Origin of the sequence: Chelativorans sp. Marseille-P2723 (assembly GCF_902809845.1) — a bacterium.
Classification (GTDB): Bacteria; Pseudomonadota; Alphaproteobacteria; order Rhizobiales; family Rhizobiaceae; genus Chelativorans.
Window position 1 is genome coordinate 152,144 of the sequence record NZ_CADDWI010000007.1, and the last position, 17,806, is coordinate 169,949.

Genomic DNA, 17,806 nt, shown 5'->3' on the forward strand with positions numbered 1-17,806 from the left:
AAAGCCGGAGAAGCCCGCGTGACCTCTGCCATCCCGCCACACATGCATCCCGCCCGTTCGTTCCAGGGCCTGATCCTCACTCTGCAAGCCTATTGGGCAGAGAGGGGATGCGTCATTTTGCAACCCTACGACATGGAAGTCGGTGCGGGGACGTTCCATCCGGCCACCACTTTGCGCGCGCTTGGTCCGCTACCGTGGAACGCCGCCTATGTTCAGCCCTCGCGCCGTCCGAAAGACGGACGCTACGGGGAAAACCCGAACCGTTTGCAGCACTACTACCAGTATCAGGTAATACTGAAGCCTAACCCACCGGATCTGCAGGAGCTTTATCTGGGGTCGCTTGCCGCAATCGGGCTCGATCCGCTGCTGCACGACATCCGTTTTGTAGAGGACGACTGGGAAAGTCCGACCCTCGGCGCCTGGGGGCTTGGCTGGGAGTGCTGGTGCGACGGCATGGAGATCTCGCAGTTCACCTACTTTCAGCAGGTCTGCGGCATCGAATGCGCGCCCGTCTCAGGGGAGCTTACCTACGGGCTGGAGCGGCTGGCCATGTATGTGCAGGGCGTGGACAATGTCTACGACCTCAATTTCAACGGCCTCGAAGGTCCCGGCAAGGTGACCTATGGCGATGTCTTCCTGCAGGCCGAGCAGGAATATTCGCGCTATAATTTCGAACATGCGGATACCGGGCTGCTCTTCCGCCATTTCGAGGATGCGGAAAGGGAATGCATTGCGTTGCTTGAGGCTGGAGCCGCGGACGCGGAAACTGGCGGCTTGCACAAAATGGTCTTGCCGGCCTATGACCAGTGCATCAAGGCATCGCACGCATTCAACCTGCTCGACGCGCGCGGCGTGATCTCGGTTACGGAGCGCCAGAGCTATATCCTGCGTGTTCGCGAACTGGCGAAGGCTTGCGGCGAAGCCTTTCTCAAGACGGAAGCGGGCGGCGCTAATTTGCACAAGCAAGCCGCATGACGATTCTTATCCACCAGCGCCAAATCCAATTTCAAGCTGAGCATACCTGATGCCCGATCTTCTTCTTGAACTTCGCAGCGGGGAAACTCCGGCCCTGCCGCGCACCCGCAGCGCCAGAGGCGCGAGGACGCGCATACAAGAAACCGGCATGCTTGCGGAGATGCGCTGATGCCCGATCTTCTTCTTGAACTTCGCAGCGAGGAAATTCCGGCCCTGCCGCGCACCCGCAGCGCCATAGGCGCGAGGACGCGCATACAAGAAACCGGCATGCTTGCGGAGATGCGCTGATGCCCGATCTTCTTCTTGAACTTCGCAGCGAGGAAATTCCGGCCCTGCCGCGCACCCGCAGCGCCATAGGCGCGAGGACGCGCATACAAGAAACCGGCATGCTTGCGGAGATGCGCTGATGCCCGATCTTCTTCTTGAACTTCGCAGCGAGGAAATTCCGGCCCTGCCGCGCACCCGCAGCGCCAGAGGCGCGAGGACGCGCATACAAGAAACCGGCATGCTTGCGGAGATGCGCTGATGCCCGATCTTCTTCTTGAACTTCGCAGCGAGGAAATTCCGGCCCTGCCGCGCACCCGCAGCGCCAGAGGCGCGAGGACGCGCATACAAGAAACTGGCATGCTTGCGGAGATGCGCTGATGCCCGATCTTCTTCTTGAACTTCGCAGCGAGGAAATTCCGGCTCGCATGCAGCGCAAGGCGGCGGGCGATCTGAAGAAGCTCGTGACAGATGGTCTGGTGGAGGCGGGGCTTACCTATGAGGCTGCTACCCCCTACTGGACGCCGCGGCGCCTGACGCTTGATGTGCGCGGCGTGACTGCCCGTTCCCGCGATGTGCGCGAGGAGCGCAAGGGCCCGCGGACCGATGCGCCGGAAAAGGCGATCGACGGCTTTCTGCGTGCTGCCGGCCTCTCATCGATTAATGAGGCCGAGGTCCGGTCCGACCCCAAGAAGGGGGATTTCTACGTCGCCGTAATCGAAAGGAAGGGGCGGCCCGCGGAGGAGATCATTGCCGATCTCATGCCCGGCATCATACGCCATTTTCCATGGCCCAAATCCATGCGCTGGGGAAAGGCTTCCCGCAATCCCGGATCGCTTCGCTGGGTGCGCCCGCTTCAGTCCATCGTCTGCACCTTCGGCCCGGAAACGGAAGAGCCGGTGGTGGTCGATTTCGAGGTGGACGGAATTCGCGCCTCCAATATCACCTATGGTCATCGTTTTCATGCGCCGGACGCTATCATCGTGCGCCGGTTCGACGATTACGCGAAGAGTCTGGAAGCGGCGAAAGTGGTTCTCGATGCGGAACGCCGCAAGCGCATCATCCTCGACGACGCCAAGAACCTCGCCTTCGCCAACGGCCTTGAACTGGTGGAAGACGAAGCCCTTCTGGAGGAAGTTGCCGGGCTGGTCGAATGGCCTGTCGTTCTGCTGGGAACTTTCGAGGAAGACTATCTTTCCATTCCCTCCGAAGTGGTTCGGCTTACCATCCGGGCCAACCAGAAATGCTTCGTCACGAGGCCGCAGGGCGAGCCTGAGATGCTTTCCAACCGCTTCGTCATCACGGCCAATATCGAAGCTTCCGATGGGGGCGAAAAGATCGCCTACGGAAATGGCAAGGTGGTGCGCGCGCGGCTCGCCGATGCGCTCTATTTCTGGAAGACCGATCAGGCCAACCTGCCGGACCTTGGCGACCTGAGGGATTCGGCGGAAAAATTCGGCCTCGACCTTCAGAGGCCGCTTGATCAGCGCATGGCGCGGCTCGACCATCTGAACGTCACCTTCCACGCAAAGCTTGGTACCCAGGGCGAGCGTGTGGAGCGCATCCGTCAACTTGCCCGTGAGCTTGCACCGCTCGTGGGCGCTGACCCTGATCTTGCCGGGCGGGCGGCTCTGCTCGCAAAGGCCGACCTACAGACGGAGGTGGTGGGCGAATTTCCCGAGCTTCAGGGGGCCATGGGCCGCAAATATGCCGAGTTGCAGGGCGAGCATCCTTCCGTCTGCGCGGCGATAGAGGAGCATTACAAGCCGCTCGGCCCCTCCGATGTTGTGCCGAACGACCCTGTATCGATAGCGGTGGCGCTGGCCGACAAGCTGGACACGCTCGTTGGCTTCTGGGCCATCGACGAGAAGCCGACCGGCAGCAAGGACCCTTATGCGCTGAGAAGGGCGGCGCTGGGCGTGATCCGGATCGTGGTGGAGAATGGGGTGCTGCTGGCGCTCCTACCTACTATCCAGCGACACCGGATGGAGAAGTTCTATCCGGAAGATCTCGAATCTGAGGTTTCCAGTGCAAAGAAAGATGGACAGCGAATTGACGGGAGGATGATCAACCTCATCTCCTTCTTTCACGACCGGCTGGAGGTCTATCTGCGCGACAGAGGTGCGCGTTACGATCTTATCGACGCGGTTTTGGCAAGCGGATCGGGAGATGTTGCCGCCAATGACGATCTGCTCCTGATCGTCCGCCGCGTCGAGGCGCTGTCGGAGTTGCTTGGGACCGAGGACGGCAAGAACCTGCTTGCCGGTACCAACCGCGCCGTAAGCATCGTGGCGGCTGAGGAGAAGAAGGGCACGCGGATTGCAGAATCGGTCAATCCGGGCCTCTTCACCGAACAGGCGGAAAAAGCCCTTTACGCTGCGGTGAATCAGGTTGAGAAGGACGCTGGCCATGCGATTCAAAATCAAGACTTTTCCGCCGCGATGAAGGCGCTTGCAACGCTGCGCGAACCGATCGATTCATTTTTCGAGGAAGTCCTCGTAAATGTCGAAGATGACTCAGTTCGCGCCAACCGCCTTGCGCTGCTGGCCCGCATCCGGCAGGCCACCGGCCAGGTGGCCGATTTCGCGAAGATCGCGGACTGAGACAAGCTTTCCGGGGAAGGAGCGATAGCGTGGCAGAGATCCTGCCGGAGGAACTGGCGCTCGAAGCGGCCTGCCGATTGCTTGAGGCGGGGGAACTGGTGGCCATCCCCACCGAGACCGTTTACGGCCTTGCTGCCGATGCCACCAATGGCGATGCGGTGGCGCGGATTTTCGAGGTCAAGGGCCGGCCACGGTTCAATCCGCTCATTGCCCATGTCGCTGATCGAAAGATGGCGGAGCGCATCGCCATCTTTTCGCCGCTTGCCGCCCGCCTCGCCGATTCCTTCTGGCCGGGGCCGCTGACGCTCGTCCTGCCGCAGGGGGAAGGCTCGTCAGTTCATCCGCTGGTTACGGCGGGGCTCGACACTGTCGCTGTGCGATGTCCGAAAGGCTTCGGCAGAGCCCTGACCGCGCAGCTTGGCCGCCCGGTCGCCGCTCCCAGCGCGAATCTTTCCGGCCGCATTACTCCAACTACAGCGGAGGCGGTCAATGCTTCGATCGGAGAGCGTATCCGCCTCGTGGTGGACGGAGGACCTGCGCTGGTCGGCGTCGAATCCACCATTGTCAAGGTGGCGGGCGACTCGCTCGTGCTGTTGCGGCCCGGCGGGGTTGCCTCGTCCGAGGTGGAAAAAGTGGCTGGCCTTGCCCTCCAGCGCGAAGTAAAGGGCGTTGAGGCTCCGGGCATGCTGTCCTCCCATTATGCGCCTGATGCGCAGATGCGGCTCGACATCGATACCGTGGAGGATGGCGAGGCGCTGCTCGCCTTCGGCCCGAACCGGGCGGGCAATGCGCAGAAGGCGGTAATGATGCTCAACCTTTCGCCCAAGGGCGACCTGCGCGAGGCCGCCGCCAACCTGTTCTCCTACCTTTCCACTCTCGATGCGACGGGAGCCACTACCATCGCGGTCGAACCGGTGCCGCGACAGGGGCTGGGCGAGGCGATCAATGACCGGTTGTCGCGCGCTGCTGCCCCGCGTGACACGCTGCGAGGCAAGGACTAAGCTTCGGCCATGAACGCGCCAACCATGCTTGACCCGGCCCTTGCTTCCCGTTTTGCCGAGATAGTTGGTGAGCGCCATGCGCTACGCGACGAGGCTGAAATCGCGCCTTACACTGTGGAGCCGCGCGGGCTTTTTGGGGGACCTGCCGCCCTTGTGCTGCGGCCATGCACCACGGAAGAGGTGAGCCGCATCCTTGGCCTTGCATCCGAAACGGGGACGCCCATCGTCCCACAGGGGGGCAACACTGGGCTCGTCGGCGGCCAGATGCCGGATTCGACAGGAGGCGAGATAGTGCTTTCCCTGTCGCGGATGAACCGGATCCGTGAATTCGACCTGAGTTCCAACACCGTCACCGCCGAGGCTGGCGTTGTGCTGCAAACGCTGCAGCAAGAGGTGGCGGCGAAGGACCGGCTTTTTCCGCTTTCGCTCGCTTCGGAAGGCTCGTGCCAGATCGGGGGCAATCTTTCCTCCAATGCAGGTGGGATCGGGGCGCTCGCCTATGGCACTGCGCGCGATCTTTGCCTGGGGCTGGAAGTGGTGCTGCCCACCGGGGAGATCCTGGACGATCTGCGCAAGCTGAAGAAGGACAATACGGGCTATGACCTGAAAAACCTCTTCATCGGCGCGGAAGGCACGCTCGGTGTCATAACGGCCGCCGTCCTGAAGCTTTTTCCGAAGGCAAAAGGGCGCGAGCTTGCCTGGGCGGCGGTTGCATCGCCTATCGCCGCCTTACGGCTCTTCGAGGCAGCAAATGACCGCGCCGGCAACGCTCTCACAGCTTTCGAGCTCATGGAGCAAACGCCCCTCAATTTTGTGCTGAAGCACATGCCGGCCAGCAAGCCGCCTTTCGCGAAAAGCTACCTTTGGCATGTCATGATCGAGGTCTCTTCTGGCCGTTCGGCAGAGGACGCCCAGTCCCTCATGGAGGAAATCCTAGGGCAGGGGCTGGAGAAAGGCTGGGTGGCGGATGCCGTCATCGCCCAGACTGTGGCGCAGGCCGCACAGCTTCGCCGCCTGCGCGAGGGCATGTCGGAAGCGCAGAAGATGGAAGGCGGGTCCATCAAGCACGATGTCTCTGTACCTGTTGCCGCCATCCCCGAATTCATCGCCCGCGCAGGAAAGGTGGCGCAAGAAGTACTGCCCGGCTGCCGTGTCGTCTGCTTTGGCCATATGGGCGACGGTAACCTCCACTATAACGTCTCGCAGCCCGTGGGGATGGATAAGGCCGTGTTCCTTTCCCACTACAAGGCCATGAATGAAGCAGTGCACGCAGTCGTGCGTACCTTTGGTGGCTCCTTCTCTGCCGAACACGGCATAGGCCGCTTGAAGCGCGAGGAGCTTGTCGCGACCCAGCCGGCAATCGCCACCGATCTGATGCGCCGCCTCAAGCAGACGCTCGATCCGAAGGGCATCATGAATCCCGGCAAGGTCATCTAGATCTGGGATTGCAGTAAGGCGCGCCGCTTTGATTAGCCGCAGGCGGTTGTAAATTGCTAACCAACGGAATACTCAGCAAAATTTAACCGAATTTCTAAGGGTCGGAGTAAGAACCCACGCGCTAGGGTGCCTTCCATAAGAGGTCGCGAAAAGCGGCCCGGGAGAACCGGAACACCGGCTCTCAGGAGTAACAGGAAGGCATGAAATATGGCGAGTGTTGTCAAGCCAGTTTGGGCCGGGCGCGCTATGCGGCTCGATCCGTTCCACCTGCCTCAGGCAGTCAGCTACGCCTCGCACGATGATTTTGGCGAGGTGATGATCACAATCGGCCGGCGCGGCGTGCGAATGCGCCGGGTCCTCGACCGCGCCCAGATACCTGTCACCTTTGCATTGCCGCCCGCCGCCTTTCGTGGGGTTGCGGCACGAGCGATTGAGGACGAAGATGGCGCGGTGACCATCACGCTTGAGCTTCTGCACGAAGATCCCAAGCTTTCGGTACCCCTACTGGTTGCCGGCAATCTGGACGATGTGGCGGGGGACTGGCGCGCCTGGGCCGATGCTTATCAGCTTCCCATGCTATTGGTGGAGGGAGATGGCGTTGCGCGGACGCTGGAGGAATCGCTCGGACAGGTGAAGACTTCAGCCACGCATGAACGACGTCAAGGGCGCGCCGTGCGCAAGCGCCGCCCGCGCTTCCTCGCCCGCCGCAAGCAAGGCTCGCTCGGCCTGCGCGTGATCGTTGATGGGGAGGAGATCATTGCGCGGCGCTGATCGTGGCGCGATGCTTGGATCATTTCAGGTTTCATGAAGCCTGAAATGATCCAAGTCTTTGTTTGCTGCAATTTCGGACGGAAAACCGATACTCATTCTTTCTGAAATGCATATCAGAAAAGAGGGCTGAGGGGTGCCCACGCAGCCCCGCCAAGAAGGCCCAGAAAGATCAGCCAGCCAACCACCGAGTTGGATTTGAAGAGCGCCAGGCACTGATCGGGATCATCAATATCGATGCTCCGGATCTGCCGCCCCATGTGGGCTCCGGCGGCAACCAGCCCTGCCAGTGCTGGCATTGGCACTTGGGCCAAAGCGAAAGCGACGGCGAAGAACAAAAGCGCTCCACCATACAAGGCCGCAAGCCAACGTTTGGTATTCTTGCCAAAAAGCAGGGCTGTCGAGCGGACGCCGACCAGAGCATCATCCTCCTTGTCCTGATGGGCATAGATTGTGTCATAGCCGATCACCCACAGGATCGAACCGCAATAAAGAAAGAGAGGCGCAAGGGAGAGCGAGCCGAAATGCACGGCCCATCCCATGAGCGCGCCCCAGGAAAAGGCAAGGCCCAGAAAGAATTGCGGCCAGTCGGTGAATCTCTTTGCGAAAGGATAGATCGCAACTATGGCGAGAGCAGCCAGGCCGGTCAGTATCGCGAATAAGTTGAATTGCAGGAGAACGGCAAGCCCAACGAGCGCCTGCGCGATGAGGAACAACCATGCTTGCCTGCGCGAGACCTGCCCGGAGGGCAGAGGTCTTGAACGCGTGCGATCCACCGCCTCGTCGATATCCTGATCCACAAGGTCATTATAGGTGCAGCCCGCCCCGCGCATTGCCACGGCGCCTGCCAGGAAAAGGAACAGGATCCCGAGCGACGGCATGACGTCCGCCAACGATGCTCCGGGCTGGGCGCCGGCACTTGCCGCCATGGCAAGCGACCACCAGCACGGCCACAGCAGAAGCTTCCAGCCTATGGGGCGGTCCCAGCGGGCAAGCTGGGCGTAGGGCCACGCCCCACGGGGCAGAACGCGGTAGACCCAATGGCCGGAAGGGGCGTCCGCCACCCGGCCCTGTATCTGCCGAGACTGAATAATATCCATACCGCCTATCTCCTACGCTCTGCGAGGGAGTGGCAAGGGGTGAAGGCGGCGTCAAGCCCGGATTATTTCCGAAGGTCCAGCAGGGCTTTCACCGGGAACTTCGCGCAGCCGCCTTGACCTGAAGCCAATTCGGCCATAGCCGGTCCAGAACGCATTTTATGCCAAGGGCGGTTCTGGAATGAATGTTCTCCTCATCGGTTCGGGTGGCCGCGAGCATGCGCTGGCATGGAAGATTGCCGCATCGCCGCTGCTGGACGCTTTTTATGCCGCTCCCGGCAATCCGGGCATTGCCGAGTATGCCACATGCGTTCCGCTCGATACGCGAGACCATGAGGCAGTAGTGAACTTCTGCCGTGACAAGAACATCGATCTCGTCGTCATCGGTCCGGAGGCGCCGCTCGTGGGAGGGCTTGCCGACGATCTTATCGCTGCGGACATTGCCGTTTTCGGTCCAACGGCGGATGCAGCGCGGCTTGAAGGCTCCAAAGGATTCACGAAGGATCTGTGCGCCCGCCATGGCATTCCTACCGCGGCCTATGCTCGGTTCGGCGATGCCGCTCATGCGAAGGACTACGTCCGGAAACATGGAGCGCCCATCGTGGTCAAGGCGGATGGGCTTGCAGCCGGCAAGGGCGTGACCGTCGCCATGACGAAAGAGGAGGCGTATGCTGCGATCGACGAGTGCTTTTCGGGTCTCTTTGGGAAAGGCGGGGCCGAGGTCGTCATCGAGGAGTTTCTGGAGGGGGAGGAGGCAAGCTTCTTCTGTCTGTGTGACGGAAAGACTGCGCTTCCCTTCGGAACGGCGCAGGACCACAAGCGCGTGGGCGCAGGCGATACCGGCCCGAACACCGGGGGCATGGGCGCCTATTCACCGGCTCCCGTCATGACGGAGGAAATGATTTCCCGCACCATGCGCGAGATCATCGAGCCGACGCTGAAGGGCATGGAGGAGATCGGCGCGCCCTTCATCGGCGTGCTCTATGCGGGGCTGATGATTACCGAAGAAGGGCCAAAGCTCATCGAATACAATGTGCGTTTCGGAGACCCCGAATGCCAGGTGCTGATGTTCCGGCTGAAGGATGATTTGCTTGCGCTCATGAAGGGGGCTACCGACGGCCAGTTGGCCCACATGTCGGCACGTTGGCATGACGAGGCCGCCCTGACTGTCGTTCTTGCCGCCAAAGGATATCCCGGAGCGCCAGAGAAAGGCTCTGCAATCGGGGGGCTGGACCAGGCACCGGAAGAGGGGGTGGAGATTTTTCATGCCGGTACGGCCGTTCAGGACGGTGTGCTTTGCGCCAATGGCGGGCGTGTCCTGAACGTGACGGCGCTCGGCCGCACGGTAACCGAGGCCCGGGATGCCGCCTATCGCACCCTTGACCGGATCGACTGGCCCGACGGCTTCTGCCGTCGCGACATCGGCTGGCGGGCGGTAGAGCGGGAAGCCACCGGGAAAAGTCTGAGCGTTGCAGCGCAAGACCAGCAGGTAGCGGACTAACCCGGCAGCCTTTCAATTCGCCCAGAATGCCTGCATGCAGGCCGCCTTCCCTGAAGCGTGTTTCCGGCCTCTCGCCCCCGCTCTTCCCGCTTTTCTTGGAGAGAGCAAAGCCGGCATTCTTGGGATAGCTCTACAAGATGGCAGTTACCGCGAGGCAGCCGGATAAGGAGGCCGTGGCGTCGGGATGGGAACAGGCCCTGTCACAGGCATGGTCCAGGTCCTGATTTCGTGAACGAGGATCTGTCCGGGCGCGTTGAGGAAACTTTCGTTCCCGGGCAAGCCCATCGGGTAGAGCGCCTCGCGCGAGCGCTCATAGGCTGCGGCCTGATCGCTGCACAGTCGGACGCGCATATCCTCCGGCTGTTTGCCTGCATCGTTCGGCAGGTCGAGAAGGGTTGCGCCCATGGGCCTTAGAGCGCCCGCAAATGCCTGGTTGAAAAACTGGGCCGTGCGCTCGTTCCGCTCCCGGTCGGTCGTCGCGCCGAGAAGGACAACCATCACTTTCCTGCCACTCCGCTCCGCCAGCGCGACGATGTTTCTGCCGGATGCGCAGATAAAGCCGGTTTTCAGGCCGATCGTGCCGGGGTAACGGGCGAGAAGATGGTTCAAGGAATCGATGTTTCGGCCATCGATAATGACGCGCGAGGTTCGGAAAAAGCGCCGATGTTCGGGAAACTGCCTGTCGACGGCGATGCCGAGAAGGGCAAGATCGCGGGCCGAAACCTGCTGCGACGGATTGAAGAGTCCGTTCGGATTTTCAAAATGGCTCGCAGTCATGCCGAGGCGCGCCGCCGCCTCGTTCATCATCTTCACGAAGGCTTCTTCCGCTCCCGCCACCGTTTCCGCCAAAGCCACGGCAACGTCATTCGCGGAACCGACGATAACCGCATAGAGTGCATCCTCCAGCGTCATCGCGCTCCCGGCACGAAGGCCAGATTTCAGGAAAGCCTGGTTTGCCGCATTCCGCGACAGGACGACGGTGGTGTCCATCGTCACCCTGCCTTGGCGCAAGGCTTCAAAGACGACGAACGCTGTCATCAGCTTGGTGGTCGATGCGGGATACCAGGGGCGTCCCGCATCTTCGTCGTAGAGCACCTGGCTGGATTCGACATCCACCACCAGCGCAGGCGTTGCCGTGGCCTGTGCGCTCAGGAAGAGGAGGAGGTGGGCGGCTAGTACCAGCCACCCTGCGATCCGCAGCATATGAACCTCGCTTATCCGCGTGGCGTTCAGCAAACCTGCTCCCCAATCATTCTGGCAGGATACGGACGGCCCCCTTGTCGGCGGAAGCTGCAAAGGCAGCGTAGGCTTTCAACGCCGTCGTCACGTTGCGCTTGCGCGGAGCGGTGGGTTTCCAGCCGAGCTTGTCCTGTTCGGCGCGGCGGGCGGCAAGCTCCTCGTCGGAAACTGCCAAGTTGATCTTCCGGTTAGGAATGTCGATCTCGATGATATCGCCATTGCGTACCAGGCCGATCGCGCCGCCCTGCGCCGCCTCGGGAGAGATGTGACCGATGGAGAGCCCCGAAGTGCCGCCCGAAAAACGTCCGTCGGTGATCAGCGCACAATCCTTGCCGAGGCCGCGCGACTTCAGGTAGCTGGTGGGGTACAGCATCTCCTGCATTCCCGGGCCGCCCTTGGGGCCTTCGTAGCGGATCACAACCACGTCACCCGCCTTGACCTCTTTGCCAAGGATGCCCTTCACGGCGGCGTCCTGACTCTCATAAACCACGGCGGGGCCGGTGAATTTCAGGATAGATTCATCCACGCCCGCGGTTTTCACGATGCAGCCATCCAGCGCGATATTGCCCTTGAGCACGGCCAGCCCGCCATCTTTGGAGAACGGGTTCTTGACCGAGCGGATGACGCCGTTCTCACGATCCAGGTCGAGCTCTTTCCAGCGAGCTTCCTGGCTGAAGGCAGTCTGGGTGGGGATGCCGCCCGGCGCCGCCTTGAAGAAATCATGCACGCTTTCGCTGTCGGTGCGGTCGATCGCCCAGCGATCGATCGCTTCACCGAGCGTTTCGGCGTGAACGGTCGGCGTGTTGCGCTGGATCAGCCCGCCCTCGTCCAACTGTCCGAGGATCGCCATGATGCCGCCGGCTCGATGGACATCCTCCACATGCACGTCCGCCTTGGCAGGGGCGACTTTGCAAAGGCAGGGTACCTTGCGCGACAAGGCATCGATGTCGTCCATGGTGAAGTCGATCCCGCCTTCATGCGCGGCGGCAAGGATGTGCAGCACCGTGTTGGTGGAGCCGCCCATAGCGATATCGAGCGACATGGCGTTCTCGAAAGCCCGCTTGTTTGCCACGTTCCGTGGCAGGACCGATTCGTCGTCCTGCTCGTAATAGCGCCGGGCAAGGTCAACGATGAGGTGGCCCGCCTCGACGAAAAGCCGCTTGCGGTCTGCATGGGTGGCGAGCACCGAGCCATTGCCGGGCAATGCAAGGCCCAGCGCCTCGGTCAGGCAGTTCATCGAATTCGCCGTGAACATGCCCGAGCAGGAACCGCAGGTGGGGCAGGCCGAGCGTTCGATGACCTGGACATCGGCATCGGAGATGGTTTCGTCCGCCGCCGCTACCATCGCATCGATCAGGTCCACGGCCTTCGTCTTGCCACCGAGGACGACCTTGCCAGCCTCCATCGGCCCGCCTGAGACGAAGACGGCCGGAATGTTCAGGCGCATTGCGGCGTTGAGCATGCCGGGAGTGATCTTATCGCAGTTCGAGATGCAGACCATCGCATCGGCGCAATGGGCGTTGACCATGTATTCCACGCTGTCGGCGATGACTTCACGCGAGGGCAGGGAGTAGAGCATGCCGTCATGGCCCATGGCGATGCCGTCATCCACTGCGATGGTATTGAATTCCTTTGCGATGCCGCCGGCTGCCTCGATCTCCCGCGCTACGAGCTGCCCAAGATCCTTCAGATGGACATGACCGGGAACGAACTGGGTAAAAGAATTGACGACGGCAATTATCGGCTTGCCGAAGTCACTGTCTTTCACTCCTGTCGCACGCCAAAGGCCGCGAGCTCCCGCCATGTTACGGCCATGCGTGGTTGTTCTTGAACGGTATTCTGGCATAAGTCGTCGTCTTTCACTCATCTGTCGCTCTGAGGAGAGCCGGTTCATTTGCCTGTGTAGCCGAAGTTTCCCCACTCTCAAATGCCGCTTTCCATCAGGAGGACTGATTTCTGTTATGGGAGACGGGATGGCCACAGGGAGTGAAATCTCGCAGGCAGGGGGAACGATCTCAAGCCTTTTCCACCCGCTTCCTGTTTTCGCGCGCAGCAATGGAAAAGCATAGCAGCCGATTGTGGCCGAACTCATTCAAGGGCAGGTGAGCGCGGTACTTCCTGCAATGAACTTCTTTCGGCTGGAGACGGCGGATCAACACCGCTAGTTTCTCTGAAGCGAAATTTCGGGAGGAACCATGTATCGCGCACCTCTAGATGACATCCGCCACGCCCTCAACGATATTGCCGGCCTGAAAGCTATGATGAACAAGGGCCAGTTGGGCGATCTTTCTCCTGATGTGGTAGAGGCGATTCTTGCTGAAGCGGCTCGCTTTGCAGAAGAGGAGATCGTGCCGCTCGCACCCATCGGCGACAGGGAAGGCGCGCGGCTGAGGGATGGTGCGGTGACCATGCCGGGCGGCTGGCACGATCTTTACCGGAAGTGGCGCGAGGGCGGCTGGAACGGGCTGTCGGCGCCGGAAGCATGGGGCGGACAGGGCCTGCCGATGACGCTAGCCATGGCTGTACTGGAAATGTGGAATTCCGGTTCCATGGCATTCGCAATCGGCCCGACTCTCACCATTGGTGCTGTGGACGCTCTTGAGAAACACGCCAGCGAAGAGCTGAAGAAGACATATCTGCCAAAGCTCGTATCCGGCGAGTGGGCGGGAACCATGAACCTCACCGAGCCTCAGGCCGGGTCCGATCTCAATATGCTGAAGGCCCGCGCTGAGCGGGCAGGGGACGGGACCTATCGGATTTTCGGGCAGAAGATCTTCATCACCTATGGCGAGCACGATCTTACGGAAAACATTGTGCATCTTGTGCTGGCACGTCTGTCGGACGCACCGGCCGGCACGCGTGGCATTTCGCTGTTTCTGGTCCCCAAATTCCTTGTGAACGGGGATGGCACGCTCGGCCCTCGCAATGACGTCTTCTGCGCTTCGATCGAGCACAAGCTGGGCATCCATGGCTCACCCACCTGCACGATGATCTATGGTGACGGCAAATACGGGGAGCAGCCCGGCGCCGTCGGATGGCTCATCGGCGAGGAGAATCGCGGCCTTGCCTGTATGTTCACCATGATGAACAATGCGCGACTGGCTGTCGGCATCCAAGGGGTGGCAGTGGCCGAGGCGGCCTACCAGAAGGCACTTGCCTATGCGCGCGAGCGGCGGCAGGGCCGTGCGCCGGGCTGGTCCGGCGAAGAGATGAGCCCCATCGTGGCCCATCCAGATGTCAGCCGGATGCTCCTGACCATGAAGGCAATGACCGAAGCTGCCCGTGCCATTGCCTATTCGTGCGCCCACGCCATCGATATGGCGAGGCTTGGCGGCGCAAAAGCGTCTCACTGGCAGGAGCGGGCGAACCTCTTGACGCCTCTGGCAAAGGCTTTCCCCACCGATATCGGGGTCGAGGTGGCGTCGCTCGGCGTGCAGGTCCATGGGGGGATGGGCTATATCGAGGAGACGGGCGCTGCGGCCCTGCTGCGCGATGCGCGGATTGCTCCGATCTACGAAGGCACGAACGGCATTCAGGCCATCGATCTGGTAACCCGCAAGCTGCCGCAATCCGAAAGCGCGCATATGCGGGCTTATATCGCTGAGTTGCGCCGCGACGCCGAAACTGTGCGGCGCGCGAACCTGCCGGAATTCGGGGATACGGCCGCATGTCTTCTAGCCGCTCTTGATGATCTGGACGAGGCGACCGAACATTTGCTAGAAGCGCTGGCGGCGAAGAAGGGGCGTGTTGTCCTTTCCGGCGCTACGCCTTTCCTCCGCCTGTTCTCGCTGGTTGCGGCAACGGCAATGATGGCGCGTGGCGCTGTCGTGGCGAGCAATCCACGCCGTGCACGGCTCTGCCGCTATCTGGCGGAGAATCACCTTGCCGAGACAGCGGCGTTGCGGCGCGCGGTGACAAACGGGGCGGAAAGCCTGCTTAAGGCGGCGGAAGATCTGGAGAGCCTGACATGAGCGAGCATATCCTTGTTGAGCGGTCGGGAGCCGTTCAGGTTATCCGTCTCAACCGGGCGGAAAAGAAAAACGCCATTACCCGCGCCATGTACGCCCGCATGACGGCTGCCCTTGCTGAGGCCGAAGAGGATCCCGCCATCCGCTGCCACGTCTTCCTGGGAGTGCCGGGCGCATTTTCAGCGGGCAACGACCTGTCGGATTTCCTGGCCGTGTCGACCGGCGAGGCGTCCGATACGGGAGAGGTGTTCGAGTTCCTCCCGACACTGGCCGGCTGCCGCAAGCCTGTCGTGTCTGGCGCGGACGGGATTTCCGTCGGCATAGGCACCACCTTGCACCTGCATTGTGACCTGACCTTCGCCACACCGGAAACCGTGTTCAGAACGCCCTTCGTAGATCTGGGGCTTGTGCCCGAGGCGGCCTCCAGCCTTCTCATGCCGCACATTCTCGGCCATCAGCGCGCTTTCGCACTGCTTGGTTTGGGCGAGGGACTAAGCGCGCAGGAAGCGCTTGCAAAAGGACTAATCTACCGCGTCGTAGCGGCCCAAGAACTGGAAGAAGCGGTGTTCGGGGCCGCGCGAACGCTGGCGGAAAAACCGCCTGAAGCGCTCCGCATCACGCGCAGCCTTCTGCGCGGCAACCGGGCGGAAGTGTCTGCACGGCTGAAGGAGGAGGCCGAACATTTCCGCGAAAGGCTAAGGTCGCAAGAGGCAAGGGATGCCTTTACTGCGTTCATGAACAGGAAGAAGCCGAAGTAAAGGCATGCTCAGCTACGGATAGAGCCTTGTCGTCGTCCAGCGGCCGTCATCAGTGGCCGAGAAGACGAGCCGGTCGTGCAGGCGGAACTGCTTGTCCTGCCAGAATTCAATACTCATCGGCTTGATGCGTAAGCCTGACCAATAATCCGGCCGGGGAATCTCACCGACGGAAAACTTTGCCGTGTACCCGGCCACGGCCTTTTCAAGCGCATAGCGGCTTTCGAGCGTCCGGGACTGCTTCGACGCCCAGGCGCCGATTCGGCTGCCGCGCGGGCGTGAGGCAAAATAGGCGTCGGCTTCTTCGTTGCTCACCTTTTCCACCGAACCCCGAATGCGAACCTGCCGGCGCAGGCTTTTCCAATGGAAGCACATAGCTGCCTTCATCGAGGAGAGGATTTCAACGCCTTTCGTGCTTTCAAAGTTTGTGTAGAATACGAATCCGCGGTTGTCGTATCCCTTCAGCAGCACCATACGGACATTGGGCATGCCATCCGGATCCACTGTCGCGAGGGCGACTGCATTTGGATCGTTCGGCTCCGATCGTTCCGCTTCCTTGAGCCATTCGCCAAACATGCGAAAGGGCTCGTCGCGTTCAGTCGTTTGTGTGTTTTTTAACTCGTTTTGCGTCATCACGGACTCACTTGCACGTTTTTGGAGAATGCCAATTGTCTGGGTTACTGCATAGGGATGATTTTCCTGGCCTGGTAAACCTCGGCAAAGCAGTGTTAGTAACGCTCGCCTGCCTCTTGGCTCAAGCATGCAGCGGAGGAGGCGGCAAGACCGAAACGCTCGACTCGATGCTAGTGACCTCCTCCGTTCCATCGAAGGCCGTTCTGGACGATGACGGGCTGGCTGAAGACGGGCAGGCGGCACTTTCCGCCCTCTGGAATCACAATGACGACCCCGTCGGCCTGGCGTGGGAAAACCCGGAGAGCGGTGCAACCGGACTCATTACCGCTTATGGTGCGGACGTGGAGGATGGGCGCAGTTGCCTGAATTTCACGACCACACATGAAAATTTCAGCGGCATAAGTCTTTACAAAGGAAAGGCCTGCGAGGATCAGGCAGGCATCATGCGCCTGCGTAAGTTCATGGCGCTTTAGCCGTTGACGATCCCGGTATCCGGGGCGGACGCTGGCGGAATCCTATTCGGCCCCGGTCTGGAATCCGCAGCTCAACGTACGCATATAAGAACGGAATACTACTGGATAATTCCCGGTTGCCGGCGTGACGCGCCGGATTTGGGTATGGCAGAGATGAAGAATCCCTATGACGTGCTGGGCGTGCCGAAGAACGCGTCTGAGAAGGATATCAAGTCGGCGTTTCGTCGCCTGGCAAAGAAATATCACCCGGACCAGCGGCCGGACGATCCAAAGGCCAAGGAGCGCTTTGCAGAAATCAGCCAAGCCTATGAGATTCTTGGCGAGGAGAAGATGCGCCGAGCTTTTGACAGAGGCGAGATCGATGCTGCGGGCAATCCACGTTTTCACGGGTTCGAAGCGGGTGCTCACGGTGATCCCTTTGGCTCCTTCAGGCAGGGCGCTGGTGGGCCAGGCCGGACGCACTTCGAGTTCCGCACCACTGGCTTCGATGGTGATCCGCTGAGCGGAGCCGATATTTTCAGTGAGTTGTTCGGCCAGACGTTCTCAGGCGCTGGGGGAAGGACACGCAGGGCAGGCCGCCCGGAGGGACTTGGCGATATCCACGCTACCCTCGATGTCAGTGTGGAGGAAATTGCCAAGGCGGAAAAAGTGACGGCGCTGTTCCCGGACGGCAGGCGCCTTGCGGTCAAGCTGCCACGCTTTGTTGAGGACGGGCAGACGATAAGACTTAAAGGGCAGGGCGCCGAAACACCTTTCGGTGACCGCGGCGATGCGTTCGTCAAGCTGCGTCTTCGGCCGCATCCTCAATACAGGGTGGAGGGGCGCGACCTGCATATCGATCTGCCGGTCAGCCTGCGCGACGCCGTTCTGGGCGCCAAGGTGGCGGTTGAGACGCCAACGGGAAAGCTGGCCGTCTCCGTTCCCCCCTGGTCTAGCTCAGACCGCGCCCTTCGGCTGAAGGGGCGCGGCCTGCCCGTGAAGGACGGTGGAAACGGTGACCTTTACGCCCACGTGCGAATCATGCTCCCGCCGGAGGGCGATCCGGAGCTGGAGGCGCTTTTCCGGAAAGCTGAAGCCTCCTGAAGCCCTTAA

At 61.1% G+C, this 17,806-nt stretch carries 14 protein-coding genes; 10 read left to right on the top strand and 4 right to left on the bottom strand.

The window, feature by feature from the left end:
- The first annotated feature begins 42 nt into the window (after positions 1 to 42).
- The 5 genes from HUS57_RS00775 to HUS57_RS00795 all read left to right on the top strand — a co-directional run bounded on the left by HUS57_RS00775 (position 43) and on the right by HUS57_RS00795 (position 7,051).
- Positions 43 to 975, top strand: coding sequence for a glycine--tRNA ligase subunit alpha (locus HUS57_RS00775; RefSeq protein WP_173931206.1), 933 nt, complete (start codon positions 43 to 45; stop codon positions 973 to 975).
- A gap of 644 nt (positions 976 to 1,619) precedes the next feature.
- The gene (gene glyS, locus HUS57_RS00780) at positions 1,620 to 3,842 is read left to right on the top strand and encodes a glycine--tRNA ligase subunit beta (protein WP_173931029.1); all 2,223 of its coding nucleotides are present in this window, start codon (positions 1,620 to 1,622) and stop codon (positions 3,840 to 3,842) included.
- A 29-nt stretch (positions 3,843 to 3,871) separates the two neighbouring features.
- Positions 3,872 to 4,843, top strand: a complete 972-nt coding sequence (locus tag HUS57_RS00785; protein WP_173931030.1) for an L-threonylcarbamoyladenylate synthase — start codon at positions 3,872 to 3,874, stop codon at positions 4,841 to 4,843.
- Between the two features lie 9 nt (positions 4,844 to 4,852).
- The gene (locus HUS57_RS00790) at positions 4,853 to 6,280 is read left to right on the top strand and encodes an FAD-binding oxidoreductase (protein ID WP_173931031.1); all 1,428 of its coding nucleotides are present in this window, start codon (positions 4,853 to 4,855) and stop codon (positions 6,278 to 6,280) included.
- Between the two features lie 207 nt (positions 6,281 to 6,487).
- The gene (locus tag HUS57_RS00795) at positions 6,488 to 7,051 is read left to right on the top strand and encodes a DUF6101 family protein (RefSeq protein WP_173931032.1); all 564 of its coding nucleotides are present in this window, start codon (positions 6,488 to 6,490) and stop codon (positions 7,049 to 7,051) included.
- A 113-nt stretch (positions 7,052 to 7,164) separates the two neighbouring features.
- On the opposite strand, the gene ubiA is transcribed toward HUS57_RS00795, so the two are convergent.
- Positions 7,165 to 8,148, bottom strand: coding sequence for a 4-hydroxybenzoate octaprenyltransferase (gene ubiA, locus HUS57_RS00800; RefSeq protein WP_173931033.1), 984 nt, complete (start codon positions 8,146 to 8,148; stop codon positions 7,165 to 7,167).
- Positions 8,149 to 8,326: 178 nt separating this feature from the next.
- Here ubiA and purD point away from each other — a divergent pair, with 178 nt between their 5' ends.
- A complete protein-coding gene (purD, locus tag HUS57_RS00805) occupies positions 8,327 to 9,646 on the top strand; it encodes a phosphoribosylamine--glycine ligase (protein WP_173931034.1) in 1,320 nt (439 codons plus the stop codon).
- Between the two features lie 144 nt (positions 9,647 to 9,790).
- Here the strand turns inward: purD and HUS57_RS00810 are convergent, their stop codons facing one another.
- Together HUS57_RS00810 and ilvD are read right to left on the bottom strand one after the other, a co-directional pair.
- Positions 9,791 to 10,849 carry a D-alanyl-D-alanine carboxypeptidase family protein gene (locus tag HUS57_RS00810; RefSeq protein ID WP_173931035.1) on the bottom strand — a complete coding sequence of 353 codons (1,059 nt, stop codon included), beginning with the start codon at positions 10,847 to 10,849 and terminating at the stop codon, positions 9,791 to 9,793.
- Between the two features lie 46 nt (positions 10,850 to 10,895).
- Positions 10,896 to 12,731 carry a dihydroxy-acid dehydratase gene (gene ilvD, locus HUS57_RS00815; protein WP_173931207.1) on the bottom strand — a complete coding sequence of 612 codons (1,836 nt, stop codon included), beginning with the start codon at positions 12,729 to 12,731 and terminating at the stop codon, positions 10,896 to 10,898.
- 349 nt (positions 12,732 to 13,080) lie between these two features.
- Here ilvD and HUS57_RS00820 point away from each other — a divergent pair, with 349 nt between their 5' ends.
- Together HUS57_RS00820 and HUS57_RS00825 are read left to right on the top strand one after the other, a co-directional pair.
- Positions 13,081 to 14,856 (top strand): acyl-CoA dehydrogenase, encoded by a 1,776-nt coding sequence (locus HUS57_RS00820; RefSeq protein ID WP_173931036.1) that lies wholly within the window; start codon positions 13,081 to 13,083, stop codon positions 14,854 to 14,856.
- On the top strand, positions 14,853 to 15,611 hold the full coding sequence (locus HUS57_RS00825) for a crotonase/enoyl-CoA hydratase family protein (RefSeq protein ID WP_173931037.1): 759 nt from the start codon (positions 14,853 to 14,855) through the stop codon (positions 15,609 to 15,611). The genes HUS57_RS00820 and HUS57_RS00825 overlap by 4 nt, the downstream gene beginning before the upstream one ends.
- Before the next feature lie 12 nt (positions 15,612 to 15,623).
- Here the strand turns inward: HUS57_RS00825 and pdxH are convergent, their stop codons facing one another.
- Positions 15,624 to 16,241 (bottom strand): pyridoxamine 5'-phosphate oxidase, encoded by a 618-nt coding sequence (gene pdxH, locus HUS57_RS00830; protein ID WP_173931038.1) that lies wholly within the window; start codon positions 16,239 to 16,241, stop codon positions 15,624 to 15,626.
- Positions 16,242 to 16,276: 35 nt separating this feature from the next.
- Here pdxH and HUS57_RS00835 point away from each other — a divergent pair, with 35 nt between their 5' ends.
- Both HUS57_RS00835 and HUS57_RS00840 read left to right on the top strand, forming a co-directional pair.
- Positions 16,277 to 16,714 carry an RT0821/Lpp0805 family surface protein gene (locus HUS57_RS00835; RefSeq protein WP_173931039.1) on the top strand — a complete coding sequence of 146 codons (438 nt, stop codon included), beginning with the start codon at positions 16,277 to 16,279 and terminating at the stop codon, positions 16,712 to 16,714.
- 153 nt (positions 16,715 to 16,867) lie between these two features.
- Complete coding sequence (locus HUS57_RS00840; protein ID WP_173931208.1) at positions 16,868 to 17,797, top strand: DnaJ C-terminal domain-containing protein; 930 nt, start codon at positions 16,868 to 16,870, stop codon at positions 17,795 to 17,797.
- Positions 17,798 to 17,806 lie beyond the last annotated feature (9 nt).